Here is a 16824-nt window from a genome sequence, read left to right as displayed (position 1 = left end):
CCGGCCGGTGAGCGGCCGGCTGCGTACGACCCTAGCGGGGCCGCGGGTCATTCGCTGCCTTGATGGCAGGCTCAGGCACCGACGCGGATGCGCACGAAGCGCTTCAGCGTGACGCCGGCCTCGTCCAGAACCTTCTGGACGGTCTTCTTGTTGTCCTTGGCGAACGGCTGCGCCAGCAGCGTGTTCTCCTTGAAGAAGCCCTTGACGCGACCCTCGATGATCTTGGGAAGGGCGGCCTCGGGCTTGCCCTCCTCCTTCGCGGTCGCCTCGGCGACACGGCGCTCGTTCTCGACGACGTCGGCCGGGATCTCGTCCTCGGAGAGGAACTTCGGCGCGAAGGCGGCGATGTGCTGCGCGATGTCCTTGGCGATGTCCGCGTCGGCCTTGTCGAACTCGACCAGGACGCCGACCTGCGGCGGGAGGTCGGGCATCGTGCGGTGCATGTACGCGGCGACGAAGCCGTCGGCGAACAGCGCGAAGCGGTCCAGGACGATCTTCTCGCCGAGGGTGGCGTTCGCCTCGTCGATGAAGGCCTGAACGGTCTTGCCGGCCTCGATCTCGGAGGCGAGCAGCGCGGCGAGGTCGGCCGGCTTGGTCGCGGCGGCGTGGGCCACGACGGCGTCGGCGACGGCGATGAACTTCTCGCCCTTGGCGACGAAGTCGGTCTCGCACTTGAGCTCGACCAGCACACCGGAGGTGTTGTCGTCGGCGATGAGGGAGACGACGGCGCCGTTCTCGGCCGTACGGGACTCGCGCTTGGCGACGCCCTTCTGGCCCTTGATACGGAGGATCTCGACGGCCTTCTCGACGTTGCCCTCGGCCTCGTCCAGCGCCTTCTTGCAGTCCATCATGCCGGCGCCGGTGAGCTCGCGGAGCTTCTTGACGTCAGCGGCGGTGTAGTTCGCCATGATCGGTGAGTCTCTTCTCGAAATCTCGAAGGTCGAAAGATCTACGGGTGGACGGCGGGGGAGGCGCTTTTCGCGCCCTCCCCCGCCGTCACCAACCGGTCCTGAAGTGTCAGGCCTGCTCGGCGTCCGCGGCCGGCTTCTCGGCCTCGGCGGCGGGGGCCTCGGCGGGCTTGTCCTCGGCCTTGGGGGCCTCGTCGTCAGCCTTCTTCTCGCCCTCGAGCAGGTCGCGCTCCCACTCGGCGAGCGGCTCGCCGGCCTTCTCGCCCGGCTTCTGGTCACCGGTGGCGGCACCGGAGCGGGCGATGAGGCCCTCGGCGACGGCGTCGGCGATCACGCGGGTGAGCAGGGTGACGGAGCGGATGGCGTCGTCGTTGCCCGGGATCTTGTAGTCGACCTCGTCCGGGTCGCAGTTGGTGTCGAGGATCGCGACGACCGGGATGTTGAGCTTGCGCGCCTCGCCGACGGCGATGTGCTCCTTCTTGGTGTCCACGATCCAGACGGCGCTGGGCACCTTCTGCATCTCGCGGATACCGCCGAGGGTCTTCTCCAGCTTGGCCTTCTCGCGGGAGAGAACCAGCAGCTCCTTCTTGGTGAGACCGGAGGCGGCCACATCCTCGAAGTCGATCTGCTCGAGCTCCTTCAGGCGCTGCAGGCGCTTGTAGACGGTCGAGAAGTTGGTCAGCATGCCGCCGAGCCAGCGCTGGTTCACGTAGGGCATGCCCACGCGAGTCGCCTGCTCCGCGATGGCCTCCTGGGCCTGCTTCTTGGTGCCGACGAACATGACCGAGCCGCCGTGGGCGACGGTCTCCTTGACGAACTCGTAGGCGCGGTCGATGTACGACAGCGACTGGAGCAGGTCGATGATGTAGATGCCGTTGCGCTCGGTGAAGATGAAGCGCTTCATCTTCGGGTTCCAACGACGGGTCTGGTGACCGAAGTGGACGCCGCTCTCCAGCAGCTCCCGCATCGTGACGACGGCCATGGCCGCGCTCCTTGATTTACTCGGTTTCACTGCGACCGGGCGGCCGCTGTGCCTGACGCCCCGACGCGCCTGCCGGGAAAGGAACCTTGCGGGAACCCTTCGAGGACCGAGGGGCGCGGCCACCGCGCTGCCCGAGAGGGACTGTCGCGCAGGTGGCGGGACGTGCGAAGTCGACCCGGTGACCCGGATCGCCACAAGAAGTGTACGGGACGGCTGACGCGCCGGGCGACACGCTCCTTTCGGCCAAGTACGGGAGTACATGTTTGGGGCGCGTTCGGACGTGACGTACGGAAGTCACGTCCAGATGCCCCATGCGGACGTCACGCACGAAAAGGCAGCCCACCGCACCGCCCCTTCGGGTGACGCGGTTGTCCACAACCGGCCGGTACTCCACAGATCCACACCAAGATCCCCCCGCCCGGCCTGCGGACCGCCATGGTCGACCCATGCGCAAACTCCAGCCGACTCTGTCACCACTGCCCGGACTGCCTGCACTGGCTGCACTGCCTGCACTGACCGTGTGGCGGCCGCTGCCCGCACTGTCACCACTGACCGTGTGGCGGCCACTGCCCGCGCAGCCCGCACTGTCATCACTGCCCGCACGGCGGCCACTGCCCGCGCTGTCACCCCTACCCGCCCGGCTACCGCTGCCCGCACCGCCTCCACTGCGCGCGCTGCCGCTGCTGACACCGCGGCCCGGCGCCGACCGCGCCACCCGGGCCAGACCACGGACCTGCCCGGCCCGCACTCCGCTGCCGCCATGGCCCCTGCCACGGCCGCCATCACGGTCTGCGTCGCGGCTCGTGCCCCGGCCGCCGTCACGGTCTGTGCCATGGCTTCCGCTCCGGCTTCTGCCGCCGCCGACGCCACGGATCGCACCCCGGCTTCCGTCCCGGATGGCTGCGACGGCTGCCCTGTCCCGAACCGTGGCCCTGCCCCTGACCGTGCTCCTGCTGCTCTGCTCCGCGTACGCCCTCCTGCTGTACGCGCCGGCCACTGCCTCAGCTCACCCCGCACGCCCCCACCCCGCTCCGGCGCCTCCGGGCGCGGACCGTGCCTGGCCGGTGTCCGGCCCGTCCGGCTCCCGCCCCGTGGTCGTACGGCCCTGGGACCCTCCGCCGTCTCCCTGGGCGGCGGGCCACCGGGGCGTGGACCTGGCAGCGCCGACGGGCGCGGCCGTACGGGCCGCCGCACCCGGCCGGGTCTCCTTCGTGGGAACGGTCGCGGGCCGGGGCGTCCTGTCCGTCGAACTGGCAGGCACGGGAGACCCGCCCCTGCGCACCACCTACGAACCCGTACGCCCAACCGCCCGAAAGGGCGACCGCGTCACCGCAGGTCAGCCGGTCGCGCGCCTGGCCACCGGGCCGTACCACTGCCCCAGAGCCTGTCTCCACTGGGGCCTGCTCCGCGGCAAGCAGTACCTCGACCCGCTCTCGCTGCTCCCCTCGTCACTCCTGCGCACGGGCCCGTCCCGCCTGCTCCCGGTGTTCGGCGTCCCGGAGCCACGGCCGGAACCACGGGCACGGCCTCAGCCCTTTCCCGACGCCGCGCAGGCACCGGCTCCAGCAGCACACGCGGCCGCCCATCACGTGCCGCCGAGCACCCTCACGGCGCTGGCCTGCACTGCGGCCCTGGCCGTCGCCGCCGTCTGGTCCATCGGCCGACTGCGGGGCTCGCCTCGCTCCAGATAGCCCCGAACAGCCGGGAACACCACGAGAGCCGGGACGGACGGCCCGAATAGAGCCCATCGGGGGGTGGGCGGGAGTGGGGCGGGGTTGGGAGGGGAGCCAGTCCGGCCTGAGCCCGGCTGGCCTGAGCCCGGCTGGCCTGAGCCCGGCTGGCCTGAGCCCGGCCGAGCCAGCCTGAGCTGGGGCGAGCCAGCCTGAGCTGGGGCGCGGAGGGGGTGGGTGGGGTGGGGGCGGGGGGGGAGGCCCCCCGGGGACGAAGAGGGTCAGCCTTGGACGCCGCGGAGGGCCATGGCCACCGCCGCCTCCGTGATCTGCTCGGGGTGTTCCGCCGCGCCCAGTTCGATGCGGCGGACGGCGGCGTCCACGACGCCCTGGAGGAGCATCGCGGCGAGCCTGGGCTGTTCGTGGCCGAGGCCGGCCAGGGCCTCGACGATCATCGCGACCAGCCCGCCGTGCGCGGCGCGGATCTTCTCCCGCGCGCCCGCGTCCAGCTCGCCTGCCGAGATCGCCACGACGGCCCGGTGCCGGCGGTCGCCGACCAGGGCCAGCTGGCTGCGTACGTACGCCTCGATCTTGGCCTCGGGCGCCTCGACCCGTTCCATCGCGGCCTCGACCTCCGCCGCCCATACGGGGAAGTCGACGGCGCACAGCTCCTCGACGACGGCCGCGCGGGAGCGGAAGTACTCATAGACGGAGGAGCGGGCGAGTCCCGTGCGCTCGGCGAGGGCGGGGAAGGTCAACGCTTCCGTTCCGCCTTCGGACAGCAGGGTGCGGGCGGCGTCCAACAGGGCGTCGCGCTGCATTGTCCGGTGCTCGGCCACAGAGGCCGCTCGAATCCTGGGCACGGCACCACTGTACGGATGGCATGCCCGCGGCGGCACTCCGCACCACGAAGCGTTTGCTCAGCGGCCTGTCGCCGAACTCCCGCCGCCCGCCCGTGCGGCGGTCCCCCACAGGGCACTTCCCTGCGGCAGCAGGAACCGGAGCGCCGCTGGGCGGGCGGGGATGTGGCGGCGGAATTCCGGTACGGCCCGGGGGCCTCGAAGTACGGGCCTCAGCGGCCGACATCGGCCAGCTTGGCGCGCAGCTGGAGCACCGACTTGGTGTGGATCTGGCTCACCCGGCTCTCGGTGACGCCCAGCACATTGCCGATCTCGGCGAGTGTGAGGCCCTCGTAGTAGTAGAGGGTGACCACGGTTTTCTCGCGTTCGGGGAGCGTGTTGATGGCGCGCGCCAGGAGCCGTCGCAGTTCGCGGTCCTCGGCGATCTCCACCGGGTTCTCCGCGGCGGTGTCCTCCAGGGTGTCCATCAGGCTCAGCCGGTCGCCGCCCTCGCCGCCGGCGTGCAGGAGTTCTTCCAGCGCGACGACGTTGGCCAGCGACAACTGGCTGAAGACGCCGTGCAGTTCCTCCAGGGCGATGCCCATCTCCGCGGCGACCTCCGCTTCGGAGGGGGTACGCCGCAGCTGTGCCTCCAGCGTCGCGTAGGCGCGCTCGACCGCTCTGGCCTTCTGCCGTACCGACCGGGGAATCCAGTCCAGTGCCCGCAGTTCGTCGATCATCGCGCCCCGGATACGGGTGATCGCGTACGTCTCGAACTTGATGGAGCGCTCGGGCTCGAACTTCTCGATGGCGTCGATGAGGCCGAAGACCCCGGAGGAGACGAAGTCCGCCTGCTCGACGTTGGGCGGCAGGCCGACGCTGACCCGGCCCGCGACGTACTTCACCAGCGGCGAGTAGTGCAGGATCAGCTGCTCGCGCAACCGCCCGTCGCCCGACGTCTTGTAGGAGCGCCACAGCTCCTGGAGCGAGGTGGGCGCGGCGGGGCGCACGCTGCCGCGCGCGGCGGGGGGAGCCGCCGCGCGGTCAGACCCGGAGGTGTGCTGGGGCATTCGTCGCCTTGAGCCGTTCTGCCGAGACGCTGTGGGAGCTGATGAGTTCGTGGGTGGGGGGAGGATTCCTTGTGAGCGTAGCGTGACTACAGCGTCGCGGTGCGCGAGCAAGGGGGGTAGCGGGGTGCGCAGATACGTTCCGCTGCCCGCACCCCAGGGTTATGGCGGGTTGCACCGCACTCCCGCTCGCATGCCGCGCACCGCACTCGCCCGTGCTGGGACACCCGGCGTTAGACCTATATGTCATCTCACCGTCTCCCATGTACCGATACCGCGCACTGAAGCACGGAAAGACTGGATTCTGCGGTTCTCGCCCTCACCCTTTCACCCGTTCGCCTCAGGTCAAGGACCGCCTCGCCGGGAACCCGCCGCCGACTCGGTCCGACGCGCCAACTGCCAGCCGCCACCGCACCTTTGAACGAAGCCAAGTGACTGCAGCTCGATGAGCTTTCCCCGTGCCACCTCGTGGTCGGTGCCCGAGTCCCGTGCCACGCGCGGCGCGTCCGCCGCTTCGCGGGCGGGCAGGGCATCGAGCACCCGGGCGGCCACGGGGTCCAGCAGGTCCCGCGCCAGGACGGGACCACGCAGGCGGGGAGCGAGGTCACCGATGCTGCCGACCAGTTCGACGACCTCGGCGGCGTCGGTGACCACCATGCCCTCGCCGCGCAGGAGTTGGTGCACACCGGCCGAGAGTCCACTGGTGACGGGCCCCGGCATCCCCATGGTGAACCGGCCCAACTCCAGCGCCCGCCGCGCCGTGACCAGCGATCCGCTGCGCAGCTCGGCCTCGACGACGACCGTGCCCCTGGTGAGGGCCGCGATGACGCGGTTGCGCAGGACGAAGCGGCCGCGGGTGGGGTGATCGCCCGGCGGCAACTCGGCGATGACCAGGCCCTGTTCCGCGAGTCGTCCGATCAACTCGGTGTGTCCGCGCGGATAGGGGCGGTCGACCCCGGAGGCCAGCACGGCGATGGTGGCGCCGTCCGCGGCCAGGGCGCCCCGGTGCGCGGCGCCGTCCACGCCGTAGGCGGCGCCGGACACCACGGTCCAGCCCCGGTCGGCCAGCCCGGCGCTGAGCGTGCCCGCCATGTGCGCGCCATACTCCGTACAGGCCCGCGCTCCGACCACGGCGACCGAACGCAGCGCCCACAGCCGCAGGTTCGCTCGCCCCCGCACCCACAGTCCGATCGGGCGCCCGTCCCCGAGGTCGTCCAGTTGACCGGGCCACTCCTCGTCGCCGGGGCACACGAAGCGGCCGCCGAGGGCCGCGACGGTCGCCAGGTCCGCGGCCGGGTCCAGCCTGGCCGTCCGCAGCCGCAGCCCCGCGATCTTCGCCTCGCTCGCCCCTCTCGGCGCCTCCCCTTCCCCCGTGAGCGCCCGTACGAGCTCCACCGGGCCCATCTCGCGCAGCCAGCGCCCGACCGCCTCATCACCCGGTTCGGCGATCCGCGTCAACGCCGCCCGCGCCAACCGCTCCCTGTCCCCCATACCGACCGACCCCTCCCCCATATCCCCGCCCTCACCTGCCTGCTTACGCCTTCCCGCCCCCGAAGCCCCCCGCCAGACCACCCCTCTCCCCAAAACCCCACCTGGCACGTCCTGCCGGACCACCTCGGCCCGTAGACCCCGGGCCATGACTCCATGGCCCACGGCCCGCAGGCCAGCCCGGCAGCTCGCCGCCGCAGGGCGGAACCAGTCACGCCGGAGCCGCCGGGCCACCCCGGCCCCTGGCCCCTGGCCTCCGAGCCATGGCTCCACAACCCGCAGCCCGCAGCCTCCGGCCCACGGCCCACGGCCCACGGCCCACGGCCCACGGCCCACAGCACAGCCCGGCAGCGTGCCGCCGCGGGACGGAGTCGTTCACGCTGCGGGCGGGGCGGGGGCGTTCACGCCGGGGTCGGGGTCATTGCCGTGCCTCGTCTGATGCCTGTGCGGAGTTCCAGGGCCCAGTCGACGTCGGTGGCTGTGGGGCGGTCGCGGCCTGCGAGGTCTGCGGCGGTCCAGGCGACGCGGAGTACGCGGTCCAGGCCGCGGGCCGTGAGCAGGCCGCACTCCAGGTCGCGCTCGGCCTGTCGCAGTGCCCCTGGGGCGGTCTGCCATCTGGTGCGCAGTTCGTGGCCGGGCACCTCGCTGTTGGTGTGCCAGGGGGTGCCGTCCAAGCGGGCCGCGGCGCGCTCGCGGGCGGCCCGGACGCGGTCGGCCACGGTGGCTGTGGATTCGGGTTTCTGGGCGAGCGAGAGCAGTTCGCTGCGCGCCACCGGTTCCACCGCGACCCGCAGGTCCACCCGGTCCATCAGCGGCCCGGACAGCCGGGCGCGGTATCGCTTGATCGTGGACGGCCTGCACTCACAGCCGCCCCCGGCGGTGCCGTGCCTGCCGCAAGGACAGGGATTCGCCGCGAGGACGAGCAGGAATTTCGCCGGGAGCCGCATCATCCCGGCGGCCCTCGCGACGATCACATGCCCCGATTCCAGGGGCTGGCGCAGTGCGTCCAGCACCCGGGCGCTGCACTCTGCGGCCTCGTCGACGAACAGCACTCCATGGTGTGCCAGCGATACGGCTCCCGGGCGGGGCAGTCCGCTGCCGCCGCCCACCAGGGAGGCCATCGTCGCGGAGTGGTGCGGGGAGCAGTAGGGCGGCCGGTCCACCAGGGGCTGTCCCGGTGGCAGCGCCCCGGCCACCGAGTGCACGACCGTGACCTCCAGGGACTCCTTGGGTGTCAGTGCGGGCAGCAGCCCCGGCAGGCGCTCGGCGAGCATGGTCTTGCCCGCCCCCGGAGGGCCTTTGAAGAAGATGTGGTGGCGTCCGGCCGCCGCCACTTCCAGTGCTCTGCGGGCTCCGTGCTGTCCCGCGACATCCACCAGGTCGGGGGCCCGGTCGCCCACGGGCAGTCCCGCGCCGAGTCCGGCGCCGGGCAGCACCAGTCCGGCCAGCAGCGGGTCCGGCCGTCCTTCCTCGGGTGGTTCCTCCTCTTCGGGCACCGGTTCGTCGGTGAGGACGGCGATGAGCTGGCGCAGGCTCCGTACGCCGAGCACGGAGACCCCGGGGACCAGGGAGGCCTCGGCCGCGGTCCGCTCCGGCACGACGACCTGGCGGTATCCGGCGTCGGCCGCGGCCAGGACCGCGGGGAGAACCCCGCGCACCGGCCGCACCCGGCCGTCCAGGCCCAGTTCGCCGATCATGACCAGGTCGGTGAGTTCGCGCGGGTCGATGCGCTCGGCCGCGCCGAGGACGGCGCAGGCCACGGCCAGGTCGAATCCGCTGCCGCCCTTGGGTACGGAGGCCGGGCTGAGCCCTACGGTCAGCTTCTTCTGCGGCCATTCCGCCCCGGAGTTGACCACCGCGGCGCGTACCCGGTCCCTGGACTCCGACAGGCTCTTGTCGGGCAGTCCGACCAGGGTGAAGGCCGCCACCCCCGGCTCCAGGTCGGCCTGGACCTCGACCACCACGCCCTCGACGCCGATCAGCGCCACCGAGCAGGTGCGGGCGAATCCCATCAGGCCACCCCCCTGACGTGCTCGACGATGGGCGCGCCCCGGGAGGGCAGCAGCACGCCGATCACATCGATGCGCACTCCGCCGGGCGGCGGTCCGCCGTTGCGCTCCATCCAGCGTTCGGCCAGCAGGCGCAGTCGTTCGCACTTCTCGGCTCGTACGGCGGCCATCGGGTGTTCGTACGAAGCGGCGCGACGGGTCTTGACCTCGCAGATCACCAGTGCGTCGCCGTCGGCCGCCACGAGGTCGATCTCGCCGTCCCGGCAGCGCCAGTTGCGGTCCAGGATTCTTATTCCGGCCGCCGTCAGCCTCCGTGCGGCCAGCCGCTCCCCATAGCGGCCCAGCACCCGCCGGGAGTCTTCACGGCAGGAAGGGGCTGAGGCGACTGAGGGTGCCGAGGCCCCCGAGGCAGTCCCGCCCCGCCGTCCGGCCCTCCTGCGCTTCACCACCGCCCCGACGCCGGCAGTCGCCCCGGTGTCCGCCACCGCCCCGGCGTCCGAGGCCACTTCACAGCCCGAGGCCACTTCACAGCCTGAGGCCGCTCCACCGCCCGAGGGCCCTGCGGGCCCCACTCCCCCTGCGTCCCCCGCAGCCTGTGCGGCCCTTCCGGCCTTCTCGATGCTCTCAGCGTTCCCGGCGTTCTTCGCGTTCCCGGCGTCCATCCGGCACCACCTCCGGCACCGACTGTGACGCCTCCGCCCCCACCTATTGGATCTTGGTGGATAACTCGCCGGTTGTGGACAACTCAGCCACCCGGAAGTTCGAGGTCGCTCTTGTTGAGCTCCTCGATGTTCACGTCCTTGAAGGTCAGTACGCGTACCTGCTTCACGAAGCGGGCCGGCCGGTACATGTCCCAGACCCACGCGTCCGCCATCGAGACCTCGAAGAAGACCTCTCCCTGAACGGAGTGCACCTGCATCTCGTAGTCATTGGTGAGATAGAAGCGGCGCTCGGTCTCGATCACGTATTTGAACAGCCCGACGACATCTCGGTACTCCCGGTAGAGCTTCAGCTCCATCTCGGTCTCGTACTTCTCGAGGTCCTCGGCGCTCATGGCAGATCCCCTTCAGCCGTGCGTCCCCCTATTGTGCGTCAGACCCTTTCGGTCTCCAGGACCACCGGCGCACTAGGGGGCCCGTCGTCGAGCAGCGTGCGCAGCAGCTCGGCGAGTCTGGTCGGGTACACCGTCTCATGCGAAGCGGAGAGTTCCGCCGAAGTCCACCACCTCAGGCCCGCGACACTGCGTCGTTCCAGATCCGTCTGCCCGCCCATTTCGGTCTCGGTGCGGCTCGTACGGGCCAGGTAGTACCACTCCTCCTGGTCCCAGCGCCGCCCGTCGAAGAGGAAGGAGCAGCGGCGGCGCCACAGTACTGGCCCGAGTTCCACGTCTGTGATCCCGGTCTCCTCCGCCAGCTCCCGGCGTGCCGCCTCTTCCCTGCTCTCGGTGCCCTCCACCCCTCCGCCGGGGGTGAACCACCAGGTGTCGGAGGGGTTGTCCGGTTCGTAGCCGTGCAGCAGCAGAATCCGGTCCTCCGGGTCGAGCAGCACGACCCGGGAGGCCTGCCGCACACCGTCGGCATCACCCGTACCGCCAGAAGCGACACCCGCACCAGCACCGCCAGGACCGTCGTCCGCGAAATTCTCGTCGGCCTCGACCGTTTCTCGAGCCACACCGCGCTCCGCCATCCCGCACTCCGTCATCCGCGCTCCTTCGCCGCACCTTCGCCCCGTACCGCGCCGCCCCGCCCTCCGGCGCCCCCGCCCCGTCCCGCTCAGCCGCTCACCCGCTCCTTCCGGTCCCCGGGCCCTCGCTCCTTGCGGCCCCTGAGCCGCGCTATCGGACCGTACGCCGCTCCCCCCAGGATCAGCACCGCTCCCACGACCACCGAGACGGCGATGGGCCGCAGCGGTCCAGGTGTCGAGGTCCCGCCGGGCAGCGCGGCGAAGGCCGAGGGGCGCGTCAGCATCCCCATGCTGCCCAGCGGCCAGGCGCGCGCGTCCACCCGCGCCCGTACGGCGCTGCGCGACACGGCTCCCTGGGTGCCGTCGGTCAGGTGGGTGCGGGAGTCCAGCGAGTCGCTGCGGTGGTCGCCGAGGAGGAAGAGCTGGCCCTTGGGGACGGTGGCGCTGAATCCGGTCGGCGAGGCCGGTCCCTTGGCCTGAAGATACGGTTCTTCGACGGGTTTGTCGTTGATCGTCAGTCGGCCCTTGTCGCAGCAGGCGACCTTGTCGCCGCCGACGCCGACGACCCGTTTGACCATCGGCAGATCGCCCCACGCCTTGTCCTCGAAGACGACGACGTCACCGCGCCGTATGTCCGCGCCGTCCATCCGCTCGGCCAGCACCCGGTCCCCGGTGCCGATCGTCGGTGCCATCGAGTCGGTCGGCACGGTGTACGGGCGATAGATGAGCGCGCCCCATACGAAGCCCCCCAGGAACAGCACACAGCCGACGGCCACCGCCAGCCCGGACAGCACACTGCCCGTGGTCCGGCCGCGGTCCTCGCCCCCGCGTCCCCTGCTGCTGCCCATCCCGGCCGCTCCCGCCCCGCGGGTCCGACCCGCGTCGAAGATCTGGGACGGCACCCTATCCGGGGCGGGCGCCGCCGAGTAAGCCTTGCAGCGATCAGCGGGAACCAGAAGGGATCACCGGCGGTCGACAACAGTCACCGCCGCGGAGAGACCACCGAAAGATCACAGTGAGACCACAGAGAACCGTGACGAAGCTCTGCAAAAGCCACGCAGAAGCCACCAGGCAGCACAGTCGCCGCCACACAGAAGCGGGGCCGCGTTCCGCACCCGGAACACGGCCCCGCCGTCATGTCACAAGCTCACCGGAGAACCCGGCTGATCAGCCCTTGGCCACCCGCTCCGCCGCCTTGCGGACCAGCCGCCTGCGGCGCCACAGCACGATCGGCACCGCGCCGGCCAGGCCCGCCGCCGCCGGGGCCGCCGCCATGGCCTTGCCCGCCAGTCCGGGCTGGTCGAAGGTGTCCGGCACGGACAGGAAGGACCAGCGGTTGATCGGCCAGGCGATGGTGAAGGCGCGGCCCACGACCTCGTTGACCGAGACCGTGCCCTCGCCCTCCAGGTCCTGGTGGTAGCGGGAGTCGCGGGAGTCCTGGCGGTGGTCGCCCATGACCCAGATACGGTCCTTGGGGACCTTGATCGGGCCGAACGGCATGTCACCGCAGGGGGTGTTGTCGGGGAAGAGGTAATCCTTCTCGTCCAGCACCTTGCCGTTGACCTTGACCGGGCCGGTGCCCTGGCACTCCACGGTGTCGCCGCCGACCGCGATGACCCGCTTGATCAGGTCCTTCTCCTCGGCCGAGGGCATCAGGCCGATGAAGCTGAGCACCTTCTGGACGGGGTTGGGCTCGGGGGTGACGGTGTCGTCCAGCCAGCCGCCCGGGTCGTGGAAGACGACGACCTCGCCGCGCTCGGGCTCGGAGCCGAACCAGGGGGTGAGCTTGTCCACCAGCACCCGGTCGCCGCGCTGCAGGGTGTCCTGCATCGAGTCCGAGGGGATGGAGAACGCCTGGACCAGGAACGTCTTGATCAGCAGCGCGAGGAGCAGCGCGATGCCGATGAGGATCGGCAGCTCCTTCCAGAAGGAACGCGGCTTCTTGGCCTTCTTCACGCCGCCGCTCTCCTTGCTGTCCGTAGCGTCCGCCGGGCCCGTCGCACCGGCCGGGTGCGCGGCGTCCGTCGAGGGATTCGAGGACTCACCGCGCCCCTCCGGCTCTTCGGGCTCTCCGGTTCCGGACCGTGCGCCGACCGCCAAGTCCCCCACATCCACTCCTCACTCCACGCTGCCGCCCGCCCGATAGCCGGTGCAGGCCCACCACTCCCATAACGAGCGGGAGTTCCGCAGGGGTCGGGAGTACGGTCAAACTCTCGAAGGACACACTATGCGGCGTTTGGGCCCCGGTCGCCGCCGCGCCCGGCGCGTCGTGCACCGATGCGAAGGTGTCCGGCTCCTCCAGACGGCGCCAGTGCTTGAAGGGCCAGGCGATCACCACGGCCCTGCCGACGACGTTCTCCTCCGAGATCGTCCCACGGTACGGCTCGTCGAGGTGGAAGCGCGAGTCCGCGGAGTTGGAGCGGTGGTCGCCCATCACGAAGATCCGCCCGGCCGGGACCTGCACCGAGAACGTGATCTGGGAGGGCGGGTTGTCGGGGTGGACGTAGGGCTCGGTCAGGGGCGTGCCGTTGACGGTGACCCGGCCGCTCTTGTCGCAGCACTTCACGGTGTCCCCGCCGACCCCCACCACGCGCTTGATCAGGTCCTGTTCGTCGGCCGAGGGCAGCAGTCCGATGAAGGTCAGGACCTCTTTGAACTGCTTGATCCCGGCCGGGTCGGGGCCGGGCTTGTTCTGCTCGCCCTGGAGCCAGGTGCCGGGGTCCTTGAAGACGACGACGTCCCCGCGCTCGGATTTGGTGCCGAACCACGGGGTGAGCTTGTCGACCAGCACCCGGTCCCCGATCTTGATGGTCTGCTCCATCGAGCCGGAGGGGATCACGAAGGCCTGGACGAGGAAGGTCTTGAGCACCAGCGCGATGGCCAGTGCCACGCCTATGAGGATCGGTATTTCCTTCAGGTACGAGCGGCGCCGGCGGCGCTTGATGCGCCGTGCCTGGCGCCGCCGCTCGGCGCGTCCCCCGGTCGCGGGCCGGGTCGTACGGGTCGGGCCCGAGGGGGCCTGCGCCTCCTGCGTCTGCGTACGGCGCTGCCCCTGGCGGGAGCGGCCCCTGCTACCCATGGGGCCCTGCCGGGGCCGGCACGCCGTCGAAGGAGGCGGGCCGCTCCAGGGAGGTCCAGCGGCTCATGGGCCAGGCGATCCAGTCGGCCCGCCCCACGACCTTGTCGAGGGGGACCATGCCGCCGCCCGGTCCGCCCAGGTGGTCGCGGGAGTCCCGGGACCGGGAGCGGTGGTCGCCCATCATCCACAGCTTTCCCTGGGGCACCGCGACGTCGAACTCGACCGTGGAGGGGGCGTCCCCCGGATGCAGATAGCCCTCGCTCAGGGGCTCGCCGTTCACTTCGATCCGCCCCCGTTTGTCGCAGCAGGTCACCCGGTCCCCGCCGACGCCGATCACGCGCTTGATGTAGTCGGTGCTGTCGGGCTCGGCCAGGCCGACGGCCGCCCCGGCCTTGCGCAGCAGGGCCCGTACGGGGTTCTCCGCGGGCTCGCTCTGGGCGAAGGAGCCGGTGCCGTCGAAGACGACGACGTCGCCGCGGCGCACCTCGCCGCCGAATCGGTACGCCAGCTTGTTCACCAGCACCCGGTCCCCGACGCGCAGGGTGTTCTCCATGGAGGCGCTGGGGATCAGGAAGGGCTGTACGACGAAGGTGCTGAGCAGTACGACGAAGACGAGGCAGGCGGCGAGCAGCGCCACCGGGCGGCGCCAGAGCCGGGATATGCGCCCCGTAAAACGCGCGGAGCGCGACCGCGGCTCCGGCCCCTTTTCGGGGGCGGGGCCGCGGTCGCGCTCCGGAAGCGTTGAAGGCTGTGCGTCGGTGTCCATCGGGCCCTGAGCCTATCCGGCCGGGCCGGAGCACCGAACGCCCGCTCCACCGCGCGGCACCTGTGGCCCGTGGGCCATGGGCGCGCGGGCAGCGGCTCAGCGCTCGCGCTTCTCCTTGATCTTGGCGGCCTTGCCGCGCAGGTCACGGAGGTAGTACAGCTTGGCGCGACGGACGTCACCGCGGGTCACGAGCTCGATCTTCTCGACGATCGGGGTGTGGACCGGGAAGGTGCGCTCGACGCCGACGGAGAAGGAGACCTTGCGGACGGTGAAGGTCTCGCGGACGCCGGAGCCCTGGCGGCGGATGACTACGCCCTTGAACTGCTGCACACGGGAGCGGTTGCCCTCGATGACGCGGACGTGGACGTTGACGGTGTCACCCGGGCGGAACGCGGGGACGTCGCTGCGCAGCGACGCGGCGTCGACGGAGTCGAGAAGGTGCATGACCTACTGCTTTCTTCGCTGATGCCACAGGTCATCAGCGGGAATCGGAATACGGTGATGGGGTGCCGTTCCGTCGGGCGGGCGTCGTTCCCCCTGTGGCAGGGGCGCGCGCCGGACGCACAGCAGCTGCCTATTCTTCCACGGCGTCGCTCATACGCCCAAATCGGCCGTCCGGGCCCGGTCCCCAGCCCAGGATGGAGAGCATTTCGCGGTCCTTCTTGTCGAAGGAGGCGGGGTCGGCGCGCTCGATGAGGTCGGGGCGGTTGGCGACCGTACGGCGGAAGGCCTCGTCGCGGCGCCAGCGGGCGATCTTGCCGTGGTGTCCGCTGAGCAGCACCTCGGGGATGCCGCGGCCGCGCCACTCGGGGGGCTTGGTGTAGACGGGTCCCTCCAGGAGGTCGGCCATCGCGCCGGGGGCGAAGGAGTCGTCCTGGTGGGAGGCGGCGTTGCCCAGGACGCCGGGCAGCAGGCGGGCGATGGCCTCGACCATGACGAGTACGGGGGCCTCGCCGCCGGCCAGCACGTAGTCGCCGATGGAGACCTCGCGTACGTCCAGGCGGTCGCCGTACTCCTCGATGACGCGGCGGTCGATGCCTTCGTAGCGGGCCGGGGTGAAGACCAGCCAGGGCTTTTGGGAGAGCTCGACGGCGAGCTGCTGGGTGAAGGGCTTGCCGCTGGGGGTGGGCACGACCAGTACGGGCTTCTCGTCGCCGCCGCAGTCGCCGTCGGAGCCGCTGTCGGAGCCGCTGCCGGAGTCGATGACCGAGTCCAGCGCCTCGCCCCAGGGGTCGGGCTTCATGACCATGCCGGGGCCGCCGCCGTAGGGGGTGTCGTCGACGGTGTTGTGCTTGTCGTGCGTCCATTCCCGCAGGTCGTGGATGCGGACATCGAGCTGTCCGCGGGCGCGGGCCTTGCCGACCAGGGAGACGTTCAGCGGTTCGAGGTACTCGGGGAAGATCGTGACGATGTCCAGGCGCATTACGAGTCCTCACCGCGGGACTGCTCCGCCGCCTCGGCGTCGCGGGTGGAGGCGATCTCGGCCTGGGAGTCGTCCAGGAGGCCAGGGGGCGGGGTGATGACCGCCTTCTGCTCCTCCAGGTCGATCTCGGGGACGATCTCGGAGACGAAGGGGATCATGACCTCGGAGCCGTCGGGGCGCTCGACGATCAAGAGGTCGTGGTGGGGCAGATGGGAGATCTCGGTGATCCGGCCGACCTCGGTGCCGTCCTGGGTGACGACGTCGAGGTCGATGAGCTGGTGGTCGTAGAACTCCTCGGGGTCCTCGGGGAGTTCCTCGGGGTCGATCTCCGCGATCAGGAGGGTGTTGCGCAGCGCCTCGGCGCCGGTGCGGTCCTTGACTCCCTCGAAGCGCAGCAGCAGGCGGCCGCTGTGCACCCGGCCGGTCTCGATGGTCAGCGGCCCGGTGGAGGCCGGTTCGGTGGCCAGGACGGCGCCGGGCGCGAGCCGCAGCTCGGGCTCGTCCGTACGCACCTCCACCGTGACCTCGCCCTTGATTCCGTGGGCGCGTCCGATCCGCGCAACTACCAGCTGCACATCCGTGCCTTTCGTTTTCTCATGCGTCTGCGACAACGACGACGGGCCGGAGGCGGCTGCTGCCGCCTCCGGCCCGTGCCGGTGCTGTGATGCTCAGCGGACCTGGTCCACATCGACGAGGTCGACGCGGATGCCCCGGCCGCCGATGGCGCCCACGACCGTGCGCAGGGCACGCGCGGTGCGGCCGTTGCGGCCGATCACCTTGCCGAGGTCGTCGGGGTGCACCCGGACCTCCAGAACGCGCCCGCGGCGCAGGTTGCGGGAGGCGACCTGCACGTCGTCGGGGTTGTCGACGATGCCCTTCACGAGGTGCTCGAGGGCCTCCTCGAGCATGC

Annotated in this window: 18 protein-coding genes; 1 reads left to right on the top strand and 17 read right to left on the bottom strand. The window is 71.2% G+C overall.

The genetic code is table 11. The features are described 5' to 3' along the window. Positions 1-71: 71 nt before the first annotated feature. Both tsf and rpsB read right to left on the bottom strand, forming a co-directional pair. The gene (gene tsf / locus AC4IJH_RS05775) at positions 72-908 is read right to left on the bottom strand and encodes a translation elongation factor Ts (RefSeq protein WP_490850419.1); all 837 of its coding nucleotides are present in this window, start codon (positions 906-908) and stop codon (positions 72-74) included. A 109-nt stretch (positions 909-1017) separates the two neighbouring features. Beyond that, entirely contained in the window at positions 1018-1890 is an 873-nt protein-coding gene (gene rpsB, locus AC4IJH_RS05770; protein WP_490850418.1) for a 30S ribosomal protein S2, read from the bottom strand. An 896-nt stretch (positions 1891-2786) separates the two neighbouring features. Between rpsB and AC4IJH_RS05765 the strand changes: the two genes are divergently transcribed. Beyond that, positions 2787-3581: a M23 family metallopeptidase gene (locus AC4IJH_RS05765; protein ID WP_490850417.1), complete on the top strand. Its 795-nt coding sequence runs from the start codon at positions 2787-2789 to the stop codon at positions 3579-3581. A gap of 260 nt (positions 3582-3841) precedes the next feature. On the opposite strand, the gene AC4IJH_RS05760 is transcribed toward AC4IJH_RS05765, so the two are convergent. The 15 genes from AC4IJH_RS05760 to AC4IJH_RS05690 form a co-directional block, all read right to left on the bottom strand. Then, positions 3842-4381 carry a TetR/AcrR family transcriptional regulator gene (locus tag AC4IJH_RS05760; RefSeq protein WP_490850526.1) on the bottom strand — a complete coding sequence of 180 codons (540 nt, stop codon included), beginning with the start codon at positions 4379-4381 and terminating at the stop codon, positions 3842-3844. Between the two features lie 251 nt (positions 4382-4632). Then, positions 4633-5469: an RNA polymerase sigma factor WhiG gene (whiG, locus tag AC4IJH_RS05755; RefSeq protein WP_490850416.1), complete on the bottom strand. Its 837-nt coding sequence runs from the start codon at positions 5467-5469 to the stop codon at positions 4633-4635. 342 nt (positions 5470-5811) lie between these two features. Next, positions 5812-6978 (bottom strand): DNA-processing protein DprA, encoded by a 1167-nt coding sequence (gene dprA / locus AC4IJH_RS05750; protein WP_490850415.1) that lies wholly within the window; start codon positions 6976-6978, stop codon positions 5812-5814. A 377-nt stretch (positions 6979-7355) separates the two neighbouring features. After that, positions 7356-8966 (bottom strand): YifB family Mg chelatase-like AAA ATPase, encoded by a 1611-nt coding sequence (locus AC4IJH_RS05745; protein WP_490850414.1) that lies wholly within the window; start codon positions 8964-8966, stop codon positions 7356-7358. After that, a complete protein-coding gene (locus tag AC4IJH_RS05740; RefSeq protein ID WP_490850525.1) occupies positions 8966-9412 on the bottom strand; it encodes a YraN family protein in 447 nt (148 codons plus the stop codon). The genes AC4IJH_RS05745 and AC4IJH_RS05740 overlap by 1 nt, the downstream gene beginning before the upstream one ends. Positions 9413-9708: 296 nt before the next feature. Continuing rightward, positions 9709-10017, bottom strand: coding sequence for a DUF2469 domain-containing protein (locus AC4IJH_RS05735; RefSeq protein WP_003965949.1), 309 nt, complete (start codon positions 10015-10017; stop codon positions 9709-9711). 38 nt (positions 10018-10055) lie between these two features. Continuing rightward, complete coding sequence (locus AC4IJH_RS05730; protein WP_490850524.1) at positions 10056-10532, bottom strand: NUDIX hydrolase; 477 nt, start codon at positions 10530-10532, stop codon at positions 10056-10058. A gap of 203 nt (positions 10533-10735) precedes the next feature. Beyond that, entirely contained in the window at positions 10736-11494 is a 759-nt protein-coding gene (gene lepB, locus AC4IJH_RS05725) for a signal peptidase I (protein ID WP_490850413.1), read from the bottom strand. Between the two features lie 319 nt (positions 11495-11813). After that, a complete protein-coding gene (gene lepB, locus AC4IJH_RS05720; protein WP_490850523.1) occupies positions 11814-12746 on the bottom strand; it encodes a signal peptidase I in 933 nt (310 codons plus the stop codon). Further along, positions 12688-13725 carry a signal peptidase I gene (gene lepB, locus AC4IJH_RS05715; protein WP_490850412.1) on the bottom strand — a complete coding sequence of 346 codons (1038 nt, stop codon included), beginning with the start codon at positions 13723-13725 and terminating at the stop codon, positions 12688-12690. Before lepB (AC4IJH_RS05715) ends, lepB (AC4IJH_RS05720) begins: the two co-directional genes overlap by 59 nt. Continuing rightward, positions 13718-14491 (bottom strand): signal peptidase I, encoded by a 774-nt coding sequence (lepB, locus tag AC4IJH_RS05710; RefSeq protein WP_490850411.1) that lies wholly within the window; start codon positions 14489-14491, stop codon positions 13718-13720. Before lepB (AC4IJH_RS05710) ends, lepB (AC4IJH_RS05715) begins: the two co-directional genes overlap by 8 nt. A 96-nt stretch (positions 14492-14587) precedes the next feature. Then, positions 14588-14935, bottom strand: coding sequence for a 50S ribosomal protein L19 (rplS, locus tag AC4IJH_RS05705; RefSeq protein WP_490850410.1), 348 nt, complete (start codon positions 14933-14935; stop codon positions 14588-14590). A gap of 130 nt (positions 14936-15065) precedes the next feature. Beyond that, entirely contained in the window at positions 15066-15914 is an 849-nt protein-coding gene (gene trmD / locus AC4IJH_RS05700) for a tRNA (guanosine(37)-N1)-methyltransferase TrmD (RefSeq protein WP_490850409.1), read from the bottom strand. Then, entirely contained in the window at positions 15914-16489 is a 576-nt protein-coding gene (gene rimM / locus AC4IJH_RS05695) for a ribosome maturation factor RimM (RefSeq protein ID WP_490850408.1), read from the bottom strand. Before rimM ends, trmD begins: the two co-directional genes overlap by 1 nt. Positions 16490-16582: 93 nt before the next feature. Next, positions 16583-16822 (bottom strand): RNA-binding protein, encoded by a 240-nt coding sequence (locus AC4IJH_RS05690; protein ID WP_005311361.1) that lies wholly within the window; start codon positions 16820-16822, stop codon positions 16583-16585. Between the last annotated feature and the right edge of the window lie 2 nt (positions 16823-16824).

This window comes from Streptomyces sp. UF-297 (assembly GCF_058245575.1).
This window is presented reverse-complemented; position numbering and strand designations above follow the sequence as displayed.